A 15,723-nucleotide genomic window follows, 5' to 3' on the forward strand; every position below is an offset into this window, starting at 1 on the left:
GTGTCGGCCGCGCGTCAAACGCCCCAGCGCGGGATAGGGTGACTGCCCATTGAGATGCAGACGTTCTTGATTTCGGCAAACACCTCCAGACTGTACTCGCCGCCCTCACGCCCCGTGCCGGACGCTTTGACACCGCCGAAAGGCTGACGCAGGTCGCGCACGTTCTGGCTATTGACGAATACCATGCCGGCCTCGATACCGCGCGCCACGCGGTGCACCTTGCCGACGTCCTGCGTCCAGATGTACGAGGCCAGACCGTATTCCACGTCATTGGCCAGTTTCAGGCCATCGGCCTCATCCTTGAACGGGATCAGGCAAGCCACGGGGCCAAAGATTTCTTCCTGCGCCACCCGCATGCGGTTGTCGACGTTGGCCAGCACCGTGGGCGCCACGAAGTTGCCGTTCTGCAGGTGGCCGGGCAGGCCAGCGGGCTTCTCCGCGCCGCCGGCCAGAACCTTCGCGCCCTCCTGTTCGCCCAGACGGATGTAGCCCGTGACCTTCTCCCAATGTGCGCGCGTGATCATCGAGCCGACATGGGTTGTCTCATCCGCCGGGTCGCCCACCACAAGCCGCTTGGCACGTTCGGCAAACTTGCGTACGAAATCATCGTAGACGCTCTCTTGCACGAAGATGCGCGAGCCGGCCGTACATCGCTCACCGTTGATCGAGAAGATGGTGAACAGCGACGCATCCAGCGCGCGATCCAGGTCCGCATCGTCGAAGACCAGCACGGGCGATTTACCGCCCAGCTCCATCGAGAATTTCTTCAGGCCCGCACGCTCCATGATGCGCTTGCCGGTCGTCGTACCGCCGGTGAAGGACACCACCCGCACATCCGGATGACGCACCAGCGCATCGCCAGCCGTCGCGCCATAGCCTTGCACCACGTTCAGCACGCCCGGCGGAATGCCGGCTTCCAGCGCCAGACGGCCGAGTTGGTCCGCTGTCAGCGGCGACAACTCCGACATCTTGAGCACGGCCGTATTGCCCAGCGCCAGGCACGGTGCGACCTTCCACGTGGCGGTCATGAACGGCACGTTCCACGGCGAGATCAACGCGCAAACGCCCACCGGCTGATACAGCGTGTAGTTCAGCATCTGGTCATCGACCGGATACGTGTGACCGTTAACTTGCGTGCACACCTCGGCGAAGAAATGGAAGTTCTCGGAAGCGCGCGGAATGAGCTGCTTGCTCGTCTGCGCGATCGGCAGCCCGGTGTCCATCGTCTCTAGCGCGGCCAGGTGCGGCACGTTCTGCTCGATCAGCTCGCCCAGTCGGCGCATCAGCTTGGCGCGCTGCTTGGCTGGCGTGTTGGCCCAGGCCGGAAATGCCGCCTTGGCCGCCGCAACCGCCGCGTTGATCTCCGCCTCACCGCCCGATGCCACCTCGGTAATGGCCTCGCCCGTGGCCGGATTGGTCGTGACGAAACGCTCGACGCTGTCGACCTGGCGACCGTTGATCCAATGCTTGACAGGGTCCATGTTGACGCGACTCATGCGGGCTCCTTGTTCGATTCTTCGGCAACGATGGTGCTCACCAGCCTGCCGATGCCTTCAATTTCGGTGATGACTTCGTCGCCGGGTTGCGTGTCCGCCAAACCCTCGGGCGTGCCGGTCAGGATCATGTCGCCGGGGCTGAGCGTCATGAAACTCGAGAACCACGCGATCAACGCGGGAATGTCGAAGATCATGTCGCGCGTGCTGCCTTCTTGCGTGACACGGCCGTTGACGGTGGTGCGCAGCGCGAGGTGCATCGGATCGGGCACATCGTCACGGTCAACGAGCCATGGCCCGATGGGCGTACAGGTGTCGCGGCTTTTCACCCGCAGGTTCGGGCGGTAGTAGTTCTCGAGGTAGTCGCGGATAGCGTAATCGTTGGCCACCGTATATCCGGCCACGTAGTCATAGGCATGCTCGCGCGGCACATTGCGCGCGGTCTTGCCAATCACCATGACCAGCTCGCATTCGTAGTGCATGAACGTCACGCCATCCGGGCGTACGGTGCGGGCGCGATGGCCGATCAGCGTATTCGGCCCTTTCAGGAACGCGAGCGGCTCCTCGGGCGCCTTGAAGGCCAGTTCCTTGGCGTGGTCGGCATAGTTCAGGCCCAGTGCGAAAACCGTGCGCGGCTCGATCGGCGGCAACCAGACGACTTCGCTTTCATGCAAGACGCGGCCGTCGGCCAGTCGCAGGTGAGCGTCGTCGCCGGGCATGGCCGTGGCGTGATGGATCGCGCCGTCATAGGCAATACGCGCGTGTTTCATCGCGAAGCTTCCTGCGCGTGGCGAATCAACGCCGTCGTCAGCGTGCCAATGTGGGCGATGTCGATATCGATGCGATCACCGGCCCGCGCCAGCGGTGGATTCTCCGGCATGCCAACGAGCAGCACATCGCCAGATTCAAGCGTCATGAATGCCGTCACGTCGGCAAGCAGCTGCGCGATTGGCCGCACCAGCGTCGACGTATTTGCGCGCTGCTTGACCTCGCCGTTGATGCGCACGGTGATATCGAGTGCATCGGCGTTAGGAACATCGTCGCGGTCGACCATCCAGGGCCCCATCGGGCAAAAACCATCGCGGCACTTGTGGCGGATCGCCGGTCGGTAGTAGCTCGCATGCGGCACGGTCAGGTCGTTGACGATGGTGTAGCCGGCGATGAAATCCGCGGCGTGCTGCGCAGGCACACGCGTGGCAGTACAACTGATCGCCACGCCCAGGCAAGCTCCAGCCCAAACGCCATCGACGTCTGCCGGCAGCGCAACCTCGTGACCATGGCCGATACGCGTGTTGGCCGGCTTCAGATACAGGATGGGCGCCTTGGGCGGCGCTTGGTATGGCGGCGCAGACAGCGTGTCACTCAGCGCATCGAGTTCTCCGCGGTAGTTGAGCAAGGCCCCGACGACCGTGCCTTCGACTGGCGGCAGCCAGCGCCAAGAATCTGCGGGTTCCGTGGCAGACGCAAACAGGGTTTCCCGTACCCGGCCGTCCGGCAATGTCACTCTGGCTCGCCGCATTGCGCCTCCTCCTCTCTCATGTAATTAACATGTTAATAATCAAATCGGATTGCGTCCATGTCAAGTCAGGAAACTTCGGCGCAATGAAAAAGCCGGCCACGCGGACCGGCTTTTCAGGCGGCGGACGAAGTGTCCGCCATGCACAGGCATCGGACACGCCGATGTCTACACGAGCAATCGATCAGACTCAAGCCACGGCAATATGCGCGCGCTTGACCACGATCGGTTGCGGCAAATCTTCTAATCCATGAGATCGCTGCACGCCGTCAGCAATCAGCACGCGCGCGGCATCCTGGATCCGCTCTTGGCCAGCCTCGAAGGCTGCCTGAAGCGACAACACCTGGTCACCTTCCAGGCCTTCCCAAAGCGCCTCGCGCGTTGCCACGCAAGTCACCTTTTCACCGTCGACGAGTGCGTCGAACAGCAGGCCTTCGTTGTTGATGTCGTACGCCTCTTTCTTTTCGAACTTGATTTCCATCGTCAAAGCCCTCCGATTGCAATGGACAACAACGCACACGCTGTTGCGTGGAAACCGTGCGGGGGGGCCGGCAAGGTTTCGTCAGACATGTGTCTGACTGCACAGATCATTTTAACCACAGCTTGCAATGCACGTGCGAGCGTCATATGCGGCATCGCAGCCGTTAAGCCGTGGCTCGATGCCGCCATCCCAGGCGGCATCAGGCCTCGCGCGCCCCTCGTCGTAGCTATGCTTTTTTGTCAGGGTCGCGCATTGGCTCGTTTGAGCAAAGCGAGAGCCACATGCAAGGCGCGTGCCGGACGCGCAGCCACGGTGTGCTTGCTAATGCAACCACATAGTTTGCGACACGTTGATGTCAGCGCCAGATGCGTTGGAACCATCGCCCCAAAAAGCGCGGCGGTTGAACGCAATACATCGGCGTTGTAATAGTTGCGCGCCGACTGAGGGAAAAACCGCTCAGCCGGCGCCCTGAACGACAGTGTTCAGCCGCGTGGCAACCATGTCGTCAGGGAATGGACGCGCCTTCCTGATCAGTGCACCGTTTCGGAAACGGGTGCAGCGCCATGCTCCGACGTGTGCAGCAGCGAGCGGCGGCGCGCGTAGCCGAAGTACACCAGCAAGCCGATCGCGACCCACACCAAAAAGGCGATCCAGGTGACGGCCTGCAGGTGGCTCATCAGGAACAGGCACATGCCGATGGCCAGCAGCGGCACCACCGGCACGCCTGGGCAACGGAAGCCGCGATGAAGGTCTGGACGGGTACGGCGCAGCACCAGCACGGCAACGGCAATCAGCGAGAACGCTGCCAGCGTTCCGATGTTGATCAGCTCAGCCAACACGTTCAGCGGCACGAATGCGGCGATCACCGCGAAGACGATGCCGACCACCCAGGTGTTCAGGAACGGCGTCGCGTAGCGCGGATGAATGTGCGACAGGCGCTTGGGCAGCAGACCGTCGCGCGACATCGCGAAGATGATGCGAGTCTGGCCATACGCCATCACCAGGATCACCGTGGTCATGCCAATGATGGCGCCCAGATCAACAAAGCCTGCCACCCAGCTTTCGCCGGCCACTTGCAGCGCCAGCGACACGGGGTGATCCACGCCTGCAAACTTCGCGAACGGCACGATGCCCGTCATGATGGCGGCCACCAGTACATAGAGAATCGTGCAGACCGCCAGTGAACCGATGATGCCGATCGGCAAGTCGCGCTTGGGATTGCGCACCTCTTCGGCCGCGGACGTCACCGCATCGAAGCCGATGAAAGCGAAGAACACGATGGCCGCCGCGCCAAACACGCCTTCCATGCCGAACGGCATGAACGGCTGCCAGTTGGCCGGCTGCACATGGCGCACACCCACGACGATGAACAGCACCACCACCGTTACCTTGATCGCCACCATGATGTTGTTGGCACGCGCCGATTCGCGAATGCCAAACGACAGCAGCGTCGTGATCAGCAGCATGATCACCAGCGCCGGAAGGTTGAACAGTGTCTGCACGCCCGGGATTGCGCCCGGAGCGGCAGTGAGCGCCACCGGCAGATGAAGGCCGAAGCCCGACAGCAGCGACTGGAAATAGCCGGACCAACCCACCGAAACAGCAGATGTGGCCAAGCCATATTCGAGCATCAGATCCCAGCCGATGATCCAGGCGACCAGCTCGCCCATCGTGGCGTAGGCATACGTATAGATGGAGCCCGACACGGGAATGGTCGAGGCGAATTCGGCGTAGCACAGCGCGGCAAACCCGCATGCAAGCGCTGCGATGATGAAGGACAGCGTGAGCGCCGGCCCTGCCGTCAGCGCGCCGGTGCCGGTCAGCACGAAGATGCCGGTTCCGATGATGGCGCCGACACCCAGGAAGGTCAGGTCGAGGGGCCCGAGGACTTTCTTCAGGCCGGTGTCGCTGTGGCCCGTGCGGATCATGTGATCCACGTTTTTGGTACGAAACAAACTCATTACTGCGTCTCCTGTCTGCGTGCGGCCGAATGTGACGGCATGCACTGTCGCGCACGTTTGATGCGCGGCGGCGGATTATGCAAAAAAGCGAGCATTTTACCCGCAGGCGACATTCCGCCCTTCTATCGCCGTCGTGCAGACAGGAAAATAGGACAATTCGCACCCGATTGCCGGGTCGAGGGGGCAACCTCAGCTGGTGGCGGCCGGGTCTTCGGCAAACAGCGGTTGCTGGCGCGCGTGCGCGTCGGACTCGTACAAGCGCACGCCCACGCCGAGCAACCGCACGGGAATGCCGCGGCGCTCAAACCCCTGCGCCAGCAACTTGGAGAACACCGGCAAGGACACCTGGGGCGAGATGCACTCCACCGTCGTGCCACGAAAATCGGCAAAACGCAGCTTGACGTAGGTTTTGTGGATCATGTTGCCTGCGCGCGCACGCTCGACGCGGGCGGCAAGCTGCTCGACGAGGATGATCAGCTCACGCTGGCAGTCGTCGAGCGTGCGCAGATCGGTGGCGTACGTTTCTTCCACACTGACCGACTTGCGGATCTGCGAAGGTTGCACCTGCCGATGGTCGATGCCTCGGCAAAGGTCGTGGAGCCGGAAACCGAACACGCCGAAATGCTGCTGCAAGCGGTCGGTGCCCCAGGCGCGCAAGTCACCACAGGTTTCTGCGCCCAGGCGACGCAGCTTCGCAGCGGTCACCTTGCCCACCCCGAACAGGCGGTCCACCGGCAACTCCGCAACAAACGCGTCGATCTGCTCCGGCCGCACGACGAACAGGCCATCGGGCTTGTTCCAGTCGCTGGCAATCTTGGCGATGAACTTGTTGGGCGCAACGCCCGCCGATACGGTAATGCCGATCTCTTCGCGCACGCGGCGGCGGATGTCTTCTGCGATGCGGGTGCCGCTGCCGGCGAGCATCGGGCTGTCGGTCACATCCAGATATGCCTCGTCCAGCGAGAGCGGCTCCACCAGCGGCGTGTAGCTGTGATAGATGGCGAAGATCTGGCGCGCAACCTGGCGGTACTTCTCCATGGACGGCGGCACGATCAGCAAGTCCGGGCAGCGCTTGACGGCCTGCGCCATGGGCATCGCCGAATGAATGCCGAACTTGCGCGCTTCGTAGTTGCAAGTCGCGACCACGCCGCGCCGCTCCGGCCGTCCACCGACAGCCAGCGGCTTGCCAACGAGGCGCGGATCGTCGCGCATTTCGATGGCAGCGTAAAAACAGTCGCAGTCGCAGTGGATGATCTTTCGCACGGCACAAGGCCAGAACCGGCTGCAGGAAGCTGCGTCGGTGTCGGGCTTGCTCGTTCAGGAGGACCGCAAGCGTATCAGCTTCCGCCGGCTGCGCACGCAACGCGGCGCAACAATGCATTTCGCCGATATTGCGACGCAGCATCGGCGAATGCAGGAATCGGAAAAGCGGCTTAGCGGCCGATATCGTGCGCGACGGCGCCGAGTTCGTCGTTCAGGGCGCGCTGCTCGTCGCCAGACAAGCCGCCGCGATGCTGGCTGGCCATGTCGTTGGCTTCCTGGCGGATGCGGCGCAGGCGGTCGCGCAGGCCATCCGCGCGGTACGGATCGATGTAGCCCTCCGATTGGCGAACGTCGATACGGTGGAATTCTTCTGCGAGGCGGCCCTGCACCTGATCAAAGCGCGCGCGCGGGTCCACGGGTGCAGGCGCCGCGACCGGAACCGGCTCACGCACCACCACCGTTCGCGTGGGCTGCGGCGGCGCCACGACACAGCCGGTCATGGAGGCCGCCAGTACAGCACACAGGGTCACACGCGGAAGAATCGACATGATTGGGCTCGTATTGTCGTTGTAGAAGCGCGCAGTCGCGCGGGAACTGGCGCTATCTTACGAACCGCTTCACGCAAAGCTGTGACGATTGGTAACAGCAGATTACTTCCGCGACACCTCCGGTGGCTCGACGGGCGGCGGTGGCTCATCGGGCGATGGCAGATCGGGAGGAATCCCCGGCGGCGAAGGCTCGTCGGGTGGGGGAACGGTATGTGCGGGCAGCACGCAATTGACGGACATGGTTTCCCTCCGGGCAAAACGCATTGACAATCTAGTACGCGATTCCCATGCCAACAAGTCACTCCACCCCAGCCATGCACGACCTGCCCACCGCCTGCTTCCAGGACCGCACGCTCATCCGCATCGGCGAGCCGCACACCGATGGCTCCATGCTGCTGCTCGCGCCTGAAGCCGGCGGCCGGCTGGTGCGCTGGCGCCATCGCGGCGAAGACATCCTCTTCTGGCCCGAGCCGGCCGATTGGTCCAATCCGGCCAAGGTCCGTGGCGGCAATCCGCTGCTGTTTCCCTTCATCGGCCGGCATTTCGTGGAGGGCGAAGTCGGCCGCTGGCGCGATGCGCGCGGTCGACTTTACACACTGCCGCAGCACGGCTTCGCCCGCGACTTGCCGTTCGAGGTGGAAGACGCAAGCGATGCGCACATCGTCCTGTTGCTGCGCGACAGCCCCCACACGCGCCAAGGCTATCCGTTCGCCTTTGAATTTCGCGTGACGTACCAACTGATCCACGATGGGCTGGAAGCAACCCTCTCCGTCAAGCATCTGGACGAAAGCGACGCGCATGCCCCGATGCCCTTCTACGCCGGTCATCATTTCTACCTGGCGCTCCCGCATGCATTGCGTGGCGCCACCGAGCTGCTGATGCCGCCGGCTCGGCTGTCGCGCCAACTGCCCGATGGCAGTCTAGACAGACCCGAGCCAGGGCGCCGGACCTACCAGCTCGACGACCCGGCGCTGCAAGACCGCTATCACCTGCTCGACGACACCGGCGTGGCCACGCTCGTCATCCCGCCGCATGCGCAAGCGCCGCTCGGCCGGCGCATTCGTATCGAGGTAGACGGCGCACCGGTGCCCTGGCACGCCATCACCACCTGGACAGAAAACGCCACGTCGGACTTCTACTGCGTCGAACCATGGATGGGCCTGCCGAATGCGATCCACCACGGCGAGGGCTTGCACCTGCTCGCGCCCGGTGAGACCCGACAGGCAACCTGTCGCATGCGGATCGCACGGTAGCCGACGCGGTCAGGCCTTCTCGTAGGCCTGCACGGCGTCCATCACGCGCGCCGAGTACACCAACGCTGCCCCGGCATTGAGCGAGATCGCCACGCTCAGCGCGTCGGCAATCTCCTCATGCGTTGCGCCATGCTTGATCGCCTCGGCCGTGTGCACAGTGATACAGCCATCGCAACGCGTGGTCACCGCCACGGCCAGCGCGATCAGCTCACGCGTCTTCGCGTCGAGACTGCCCGTCGTGGCAGCCGACAGCGTCTTATAGCCCTTGACGGTATCCGGCGTGATCTGACCGATCTCGCCAATGCGACCCAGCAATTCCTTCCGATACTCGACCCAGTTCAGCATGATGTGCTCCGGTGGTGTGGCGCTGGCCTGATGTCGGCGCCGTTGGAAAGAGTATTGTCTTTAAGGGCGATCCACTGAATACTTCTTTCACGCAATTTCTGTCGAAATCGTCTCAATGGACGCGCTCAGTCAATTCATACAGCTCACCCGGCCGCAGGCCAGCCTCGATTTGCGCTGCCTGTTCCAGGGACCGTTCTCGATCCCACATGATCCGGAGCCGAATGGTCAGGTGCCGTTCCACCTGGTGCTCTCGGGCAGATGCCTCGTCGACACCGGCGGCCGCACGCTCTCACTGCACGAAGGCGATTTCATCCTGTTCCCGCACGGCGAGGCACACACGATTCACGACCCCGGCGCTGCCGACGCACCCACGCGAAAACCCCGCGCATCGCACGATGGCATGCTGCCGGTTCGCCAAACTGGCCGCGGTGCCGCGGAGGTCGATCTGCTGTGCGGCCGCTTCGTCCACGAACACGGCTCGACCACGCTGCTGGTGCGTACGCTGCCCGACCCACTGCACGTGTCATTGAGTGATAGCGCGTCGTTTCCGGCGCTGCAAGCACTCATTGGGCTGATGCGCGACGAAGCCGAAACGCGCGCGCCCGGCGCGCTGGCGATCGTTACCTCACTGAGCCAGGCGTTGCTCACAATGGCACTGCGCGTCTACGGCCAGCGGGAAAACGCGAGCCCCGGCACGCTGACGCTGCTATCAGACGCGCGCCTCGGCCCATCCGTACAAGCCATGCTCGGTGCGCCCGAACGCGCATGGACCATCGACAGCCTCGCCGATCTGGCGGCCATGTCCCGCGCCACCTACGCGCGACACTTCAAGGCGCGCGCCGATATGACGGTGTGGGACTTTCTCACGCGCGTGCGCATGACGCTCGCGTGCGACGCGTTGATCCATACGCGGCTCAGCGCAGGCGAAATCGGCGCGCGTGTCGGCTATCAATCGGAGGCGGCGTTCGGCAAGGCGTTCAAGCAACAACTGGGAATGACGCCAGCGCGGTATCGGCGGGCGACGAGTTGATCATCCTCCCGCGTCGCCACCTTCGCTAGCGCTCTGGCTTGCGGCGAATGCCCGTTTTCGCGGTGCCTTGCGGCAGGTTGGACTCGCGTGCAGGGCGCGTTCCGGTCGCCACCCATTCGCCGTAGAAATCGATCTTGCTGTCGATCAACGCGAGCGAGCGCGTCCACTCGGCAATCGTCTGCGTCACCTGCGCGCGGTGTGCAACCAGCAGCGCATGCCGAGCTTTCAGGGCGCTGCGGCCCTCGCACACCAGCGCCGTATATTCGCGCATCTGCGCGACCGACATCCCCGAACTGCGCAGGCGCTCCATCAACTCGAGCCAGTTGACGTGCTGCTCGGTATACACACGTCGGACCGCCGCATCGCGCGCAACGCCAGGAATCAACCCCTGCGTCTCGTACCAACGAATCGTATGAATGCTGCGGCCCGTGCGTTCAGCCAGGGCACCGATCAGCAATCGAGCCGGGTCGCGCTCAGCCATGGGACTCGATGCAGACGACCGCCGGATCGCCGAGTGCCCGGTTGACGAGATCGGTGTCGAAGTATTCGATCAGTTCGCGCATCTTGCCCTCCGGCATGTGGATGACGAAACAGTACTGATTGTTATAGGCAACACCATCGCGCGTCGTGTTGCGACCTTGCGCTTCGACGACCACGGTCTCGCCATCGGCAGTGAAGCGGCTGGCAACCGTAGTGATGCGCCCGAGCTTCGCGCGTAGCGGAGCGAACAGTTCGCCCGGCACCGCCTGCTTGCCAGCATAGCGTCGCGACCACAGCGTCGTACCGGTGCAAACCCAACAGAAATCATCCGTCATGAGATCAACGAAGGGCTTGGCGTAGCTGGTAGCGAGCTCGGCAAAAGCGGCCTGCAATATCGGCTTGTTCTCGAGCGCGTTCATGGGAGTCTCCTGGTGTGAACGCTTCGATTACAGGTGCTAGAGCGCACTCTAGCGCAAGGACTTTCTCCGTCGCTGCCATGAGCAACCCGCCCCCACGGTGCTTGCTCAAACTGCGAGCGAACTACTAGTCATCGGCGCCACGCCTCTGTTATACTTGCAGGCTTCGGGGCGTAGCGCAGCCTGGTAGCGTACCTGCATGGGGTGCAGGTGGTCGGAGGTTCAAATCCTCTCGCCCCGACCAAAACAAAAGCCCGCGTAACGGATCACGTTACGCGGGCTTTTTCGTTTCTATCTGCGCGCTTCTTGTCTGCAATATCGGCTTATGGCTTGTCGGTACGCAGCAATTCCAACACGGCCGACAACGCACGCCGCAAGCTCTGAACGTCAACCGAACCGCTTGCAGCAGCGGGCGTCGATGCCGCAACATCCATCTCCGGCTCATCGGCCTCGACCGGCGACGCAGCCGCCGTACCATGCCGCAACTCATCCAGCCGATTCCGCGCGCCATTGATCGTGAAGCCCTGCTCGTACAGCAGCTCGCGAATACGCCGGATCAGCAGCACCTCATGATGCTGGTAGTAGCGCCGATTGCCGCGCCGCTTGACGGGCTTGAGCTGAGTGAACTCCTGCTCCCAGTAGCGCAGCACGTGCGGCTTGACAGCGCACAAGTCACTGACCTCACCAATGGTGAAGTAGCGTTTGGCAGGAATCGGCGGCAGGTTGACCCGCTCCGTGTGTTTATCGGCGGCCATACAGGGCTGAGCTACAGGGCTGGCGAAAGAGGCGGATTGAACAGACGGCGGCTGAACGAAATCACGTAGCAGAATTACCCGATGTCGACCGGCAGCGGCTCGACGCGCTCTTCAACGAGCGCCTTGAGCTTTTGGCTCGCGTGGAACGTAACGACGCGACGCGCGGTGATGGGAATGATCTCGCCCGTCTTCGGATTTCGGCCCGGGCGCTGCGGCTTGTCGCGCAACTGGAAGTTGCCGAAGCCAGACAGCTTGACGCTGTCACCCTGCTCGAGCGCCTCGCGAATCACGTCGAAAAACGCTTCGACCATGTCCTTCGATTCACGCTTGTTCAAGCCGACCTGCTCGAACAGCATCTCGGCAAGCTCGGCCTTGGTAAGCGTCGGCACATCCTGACCGCGCGCATCACGCGCGTCGGCCAGAGCAGACGAAGAGGAACCGAGCGAGTCGTCCAAGGAGGCTGCCAATGCAGGCGCGTGTTGATCGTTCATAGGATTCGCTTGGCGTATTCGATCCGAATGCGGAGGTTCGTTCGAGCTGTCTCTAGCGCAGTGCGGACGTCTGCGACGTCAGCCGCGCAGGCGCGCGCCGAATGCATCGCCGGCCGCTCGAATCAGTTGCTGTGTGGCGGCCTCGACAATGTCGTCCTGAAGGGTGCTGTCAGTATCTTGCAACGTAATTCTGAAGGCAAGGCTTTTCTCCTGCGCCCCAATGGCAGCCGTGGCGGCCTTCGGACGGAATTCATCGAACAGCACAACGCCCTGCAGATAACGCTGCCACGGCGCGCCGACAGCCGCTTTCTCAAACGTGTCGACCAGATCCTGCACCGCCACATCCTGCCGCACGACCAGCGCGATGTCGCGCGTCACAGCCGGCACACGCGGCACTTCCCGATACTTCGGCAGACCCACCGCGGTGATGGCGTCGAGCTCCACTTCCCACACCACCGGCGCAGTCGGCAAATCGTACTTCTGCAGCCAACGCGGATGCAGCTCACCAATCCAACCGACGGCGCGGCCATTCAGCACCACGCGCGCGGAGCGTCCCGGATGCAGCGCGGGATGCTCAGCGCGCTCGAAGCGCGCCTCCAGCGGCCACAGCAGTGACTCGACATCGCCTTTCACATCGAAGAAATCAACCGGGCGTGTCTGCACGCCCCACTGCTCTTCCTTGGACGGACCATACGCAATGCCGCCCGCCATCATCGGCTGTGCGTAGCCGGCGATCGACAGACCACCGTCGGCGACGGCTGCATCACGGTGGAACACACGTCCCACCTCGAACAAGCGCACGCGCGAAGCCTTGCGGTTCACGTTGTAGCGCACCTTGTCGAGCAAGCCGCCGATGAGCGTGCTGCGCAACACCGAGTACTGGCTGGCAATCGGGTTCAACAGCGGAATCGGATTGGTGTTGCCGGCAAAGTCGGCTTCCCATTCCGCCTCGACAAAGGCGAAATTGACGACCTCGTGGTAATCGCGCGCGGCAACGGCGTGACGCACGTCGTGCATCGTCCGGCGTGCCTCGTCGGTCGGGCGCATCGCGCTCTCGGCCACGGGCGGCTTGGCGGGAATCCGCTCGAAACCATAGATACGGGCGACCTCTTCGATCAGGTCTTCCTCGATTTCCAAGTCGAAGCGGTACGACGGCGGCTCGACGATGAACACATCGCCGTCCACGCTGAACGTAAGGCCGAGGCGCTCGAACACGTCCGCCACGACGTCGTGCGACAGCGGAATACCGAGCACGCGCGCAGCACGTGCAACGCGCATGCGCACCGGCTCGCGCTTCGGCAAGTTGACGATCTGATCGTCGATCGGGCCAGCCTGGCCGCCGCAGATTTCGAGGATCAGCGCGCTGATGCGCTCGATGTGTTCAACGGTGGTCGCATAGTCAACGCCGCGCTCGAAGCGATGGCCCGCATCGGTCGAGAAGTTGTAGCGGCGCGCGCGGCCCTGGATGGCTTCCGGCCACCAGAATGCGGCTTCGACGTAGATGTTCTGCGTATCGAGCGTGACGGCCGTCTTGTCGCCGCCCATGATACCGGCGAGGCTTTCAATGGCCTGCTCGTCCGAGATCACGCCGACCTTTTCGTCGACGGTGATGGTGTCGCCGTTGAGCAGCTTCAGCTGTTCGCCAGCCTTGCCCCAGCGCACCGTCAGGCCGCCGTGGATCTTGTCCAGGTCGAACACGTGCGACGGACGGCCCAGCTCCAGCATCACGTAATTCGAAATATCGACCAGCGCCGACACGCTGCGCATGCCTGCGCGCTCGATGCGCGACACCATCCAGGCCGGCGTCTTTGCGTGTGCATTCACGCCGCGGATGATGCGACCCGAAAAGCGGCCGCACAGGTCCGGCGCCACAACCTTGACGGGCAGCCTGTCAGCCAGCGTCACCGCCACGGGCGCCATCGACGGCATCGTGATCGGCGCGCCCGTCAGCGCGGACACTTCACGCGCCACACCATGGATCGACAGGCAGTCGGCCTTGTTCGGCGTGAGCTTGATGATGAAGACCTGGTCGTCCAGATCGAGCACCTTGCGGATGTCCTCGCCCACCGGCGTGTCTTCCGGCAGGATCAGCAGTCCGCCGTGGTCTTCCGACAGCTTCAGCTCGCGCGCCGAACACAGCATGCCGTAGCTCTCCACGCCACGCAGTTTGCCGATCTTGATCTTGAACGGCTTGCCATCTTCGCCGGGCGGCAACTCGGCGCCGACCATCGCGCACGGCACCTTGATGCCCACCGACACGTTCGGCGCGCCGCAGACGATCTGCAGCAGTTCGCCCGTGCCGGCATCGACCTTACACACGTTGAGGCGATCGGCGTCCGGATGCTTGTTCACCTCGACCACATGGCCGACAACGATCTGCGAGAACGGCGGCGCAACGGGGTCGACCTCTTCCACCTCGAGGCCAGCCATCGTCAGGCGATGGGAGAGTTCATCCGTGGTGATCGACGGATTGACGAAACTGCGAAGCCAGGATTCCGGAAATTGCATGGCGCGACAGGAAAGAGAATTCGATTAACGGGGCGATGAAGTACCAGTGCGAGCGCTTGGCGCTTACGCGAACTGACGCAGGAAACGCACATCGCCCTCGAAGAACAGGCGCAGATCGTTGATGCCATAGCGCAGCATCGTCAGACGCTCCAGGCCGGAGCCGAATGCAAAGCCGATATAGCGCTCAGGGTCCAGGCCCATGTTGCGCACCACGGTCGGGTGCACCTGGCCGGAGCCGGAAATCTCCAGCCATTTACCGTTGCCGAATGCCATGTCGATCTCGGCCGACGGCTCGGTGAACGGGAAATACGATGGGCGGAAACGCACCTGGATGTCGTCGCGCTCGAAGAAGTTCCGCAGGAAATCGGTGTACACGCCCTTCAGATCGGCAAAGCTGATGTTGTCGGCAATCCAGAGGCCTTCGACCTGATGGAACATCGGCGAGTGCGTAGCATCGCTGTCGACACGGTATGTGCGGCCCGGCGCGATGACCTTGATGGGGGGGATACGGTCGAGATGCTTGTACTTCTCGACGTGCATGCGGGCATAGCGCACCTGCATCGGGCTGGTGTGCGTGCGCAGCAGCAGGAGCTTGTCTTCGCTGTCGCGACCGTCGATGTAGAACGTGTCCTGCATCGAGCGCGCCGGATGGTTGTCCGGGTTGTTCAGCGCCGTGAAGTTCATCCAGTCGGATTCGATTTCGGGGCCGTCAGCCACATCGAAACCGATCGAGCCGAAGATCTTGGCGACGCGCTCCCAGGTGTTCATCACCGGGTGCAAGCTGCCCTCGGCCACGTCGCGGCCGGGCAGCGTTACGTCGATCGCCTCGGCTGCGAGGCGTGCGTTCATCAGCGCGTCGGCCAACGCCTGGCGGCGGGCCGTCAATGCCTCTTCAACGCGGCTCTTGGCCTGGTTGATACGCGCGCCTTCGGTCTTGCGTGTCTCCGGATCGAGCTTGCCCAAGCCTTTGAGCAAGTCGGTCAGCACGCCGGACTTACCGAGAAAGCGTGCCTTCTCATTTTCCAGCGAGGCGTTGTCCTCCACCGAGGCAAACGCGTTTTGGGCATCGACGACGACTTGATCCAGATCCAGTGACATGGGAAGGCGAGCGAAAAAATTCGGGTGATTCGGGTCCGCGAAATGCGCGGAATAAAAAACGGGGCTCGGTGAGAGCCCCGTCAGG

Annotated in this window: 16 protein-coding genes and 1 tRNA gene; 3 read left to right on the forward strand and 14 right to left on the reverse strand. The window is 63.0% G+C overall.

Annotated features, from left to right (window positions below; all coding sequences use genetic code 11):
• Positions 1 to 14: 14 nt before the first annotated feature.
• From hpaE to ACUXH0_RS09105, 7 genes are all read right to left on the reverse strand, one after another.
• Positions 15 to 1,496, reverse strand: a complete 1,482-nt coding sequence (hpaE, locus tag ACUXH0_RS09075; protein ID WP_012435910.1) for a 5-carboxymethyl-2-hydroxymuconate semialdehyde dehydrogenase — start codon at positions 1,494 to 1,496, stop codon at positions 15 to 17.
• A complete protein-coding gene (locus ACUXH0_RS09080; protein WP_012435911.1) occupies positions 1,493 to 2,263 on the reverse strand; it encodes a fumarylacetoacetate hydrolase family protein in 771 nt (256 codons plus the stop codon). Before ACUXH0_RS09080 ends, hpaE begins: the two co-directional genes overlap by 4 nt.
• On the reverse strand, positions 2,260 to 3,012 hold the full coding sequence (locus ACUXH0_RS09085; RefSeq protein WP_012435912.1) for a fumarylacetoacetate hydrolase family protein: 753 nt from the start codon (positions 3,010 to 3,012) through the stop codon (positions 2,260 to 2,262). Before ACUXH0_RS09085 ends, ACUXH0_RS09080 begins: the two co-directional genes overlap by 4 nt.
• Positions 3,013 to 3,199: 187 nt before the next feature.
• Complete coding sequence (locus ACUXH0_RS09090) at positions 3,200 to 3,490, reverse strand: DUF1488 family protein (protein ID WP_004635971.1); 291 nt, start codon at positions 3,488 to 3,490, stop codon at positions 3,200 to 3,202.
• Between the two features lie 530 nt (positions 3,491 to 4,020).
• The gene (locus tag ACUXH0_RS09095; RefSeq protein WP_004635973.1) at positions 4,021 to 5,451 is read right to left on the reverse strand and encodes an amino acid permease; all 1,431 of its coding nucleotides are present in this window, start codon (positions 5,449 to 5,451) and stop codon (positions 4,021 to 4,023) included.
• A 189-nt stretch (positions 5,452 to 5,640) separates the two neighbouring features.
• Positions 5,641 to 6,714 carry a DNA polymerase IV gene (gene dinB / locus ACUXH0_RS09100; protein WP_012435913.1) on the reverse strand — a complete coding sequence of 358 codons (1,074 nt, stop codon included), beginning with the start codon at positions 6,712 to 6,714 and terminating at the stop codon, positions 5,641 to 5,643.
• Positions 6,715 to 6,884: 170 nt separating this feature from the next.
• Positions 6,885 to 7,262 (reverse strand): hypothetical protein, encoded by a 378-nt coding sequence (locus tag ACUXH0_RS09105; protein WP_004635976.1) that lies wholly within the window; start codon positions 7,260 to 7,262, stop codon positions 6,885 to 6,887.
• A 314-nt stretch (positions 7,263 to 7,576) separates the two neighbouring features.
• Here ACUXH0_RS09105 and ACUXH0_RS09110 point away from each other — a divergent pair, with 314 nt between their 5' ends.
• Positions 7,577 to 8,515, forward strand: coding sequence for an aldose epimerase family protein (locus tag ACUXH0_RS09110; protein WP_012435914.1), 939 nt, complete (start codon positions 7,577 to 7,579; stop codon positions 8,513 to 8,515).
• A gap of 9 nt (positions 8,516 to 8,524) precedes the next feature.
• On the opposite strand, the gene ACUXH0_RS09115 is transcribed toward ACUXH0_RS09110, so the two are convergent.
• Positions 8,525 to 8,860: a carboxymuconolactone decarboxylase family protein gene (locus ACUXH0_RS09115; protein WP_012435915.1), complete on the reverse strand. Its 336-nt coding sequence runs from the start codon at positions 8,858 to 8,860 to the stop codon at positions 8,525 to 8,527.
• A 115-nt stretch (positions 8,861 to 8,975) separates the two neighbouring features.
• On the opposite strand from ACUXH0_RS09115, the gene ACUXH0_RS09120 reads away from it, so the two are divergent.
• Positions 8,976 to 9,890, forward strand: a complete 915-nt coding sequence (locus tag ACUXH0_RS09120) for a cupin domain-containing protein (RefSeq protein ID WP_012435916.1) — start codon at positions 8,976 to 8,978, stop codon at positions 9,888 to 9,890.
• Between the two features lie 25 nt (positions 9,891 to 9,915).
• On the opposite strand, the gene ACUXH0_RS09125 is transcribed toward ACUXH0_RS09120, so the two are convergent.
• Both ACUXH0_RS09125 and ACUXH0_RS09130 read right to left on the reverse strand, forming a co-directional pair.
• Entirely contained in the window at positions 9,916 to 10,371 is a 456-nt protein-coding gene (locus ACUXH0_RS09125) for a MerR family transcriptional regulator (protein ID WP_012435917.1), read from the reverse strand.
• Positions 10,364 to 10,789 carry a nuclear transport factor 2 family protein gene (locus ACUXH0_RS09130; RefSeq protein ID WP_012435918.1) on the reverse strand — a complete coding sequence of 142 codons (426 nt, stop codon included), beginning with the start codon at positions 10,787 to 10,789 and terminating at the stop codon, positions 10,364 to 10,366. Before ACUXH0_RS09130 ends, ACUXH0_RS09125 begins: the two co-directional genes overlap by 8 nt.
• Before the next feature lie 164 nt (positions 10,790 to 10,953).
• On the opposite strand from ACUXH0_RS09130, the gene ACUXH0_RS09135 reads away from it, so the two are divergent.
• Positions 10,954 to 11,030: transfer RNA gene (locus ACUXH0_RS09135), tRNA-Pro, on the forward strand.
• 79 nt (positions 11,031 to 11,109) lie between these two features.
• Here the strand turns inward: ACUXH0_RS09135 and ACUXH0_RS09140 are convergent.
• The 4 genes from ACUXH0_RS09140 to pheS all read right to left on the reverse strand — a co-directional run bounded on the left by ACUXH0_RS09140 (position 11,110) and on the right by pheS (position 15,632).
• Entirely contained in the window at positions 11,110 to 11,541 is a 432-nt protein-coding gene (locus ACUXH0_RS09140; RefSeq protein ID WP_012435919.1) for a MerR family transcriptional regulator, read from the reverse strand.
• A 74-nt stretch (positions 11,542 to 11,615) separates the two neighbouring features.
• Positions 11,616 to 12,032, reverse strand: coding sequence for an integration host factor subunit alpha (locus ACUXH0_RS09145; RefSeq protein WP_004635994.1), 417 nt, complete (start codon positions 12,030 to 12,032; stop codon positions 11,616 to 11,618).
• A 78-nt stretch (positions 12,033 to 12,110) separates the two neighbouring features.
• Positions 12,111 to 14,540: a phenylalanine--tRNA ligase subunit beta gene (gene pheT / locus ACUXH0_RS09150; protein WP_182593918.1), complete on the reverse strand. Its 2,430-nt coding sequence runs from the start codon at positions 14,538 to 14,540 to the stop codon at positions 12,111 to 12,113.
• A 63-nt stretch (positions 14,541 to 14,603) separates the two neighbouring features.
• Positions 14,604 to 15,632, reverse strand: coding sequence for a phenylalanine--tRNA ligase subunit alpha (pheS, locus tag ACUXH0_RS09155; protein ID WP_024541701.1), 1,029 nt, complete (start codon positions 15,630 to 15,632; stop codon positions 14,604 to 14,606).
• Between the last annotated feature and the right edge of the window lie 91 nt (positions 15,633 to 15,723).

The sequence above is a fragment of the Ralstonia sp. 110700041-2 genome (genome assembly GCF_056280165.1).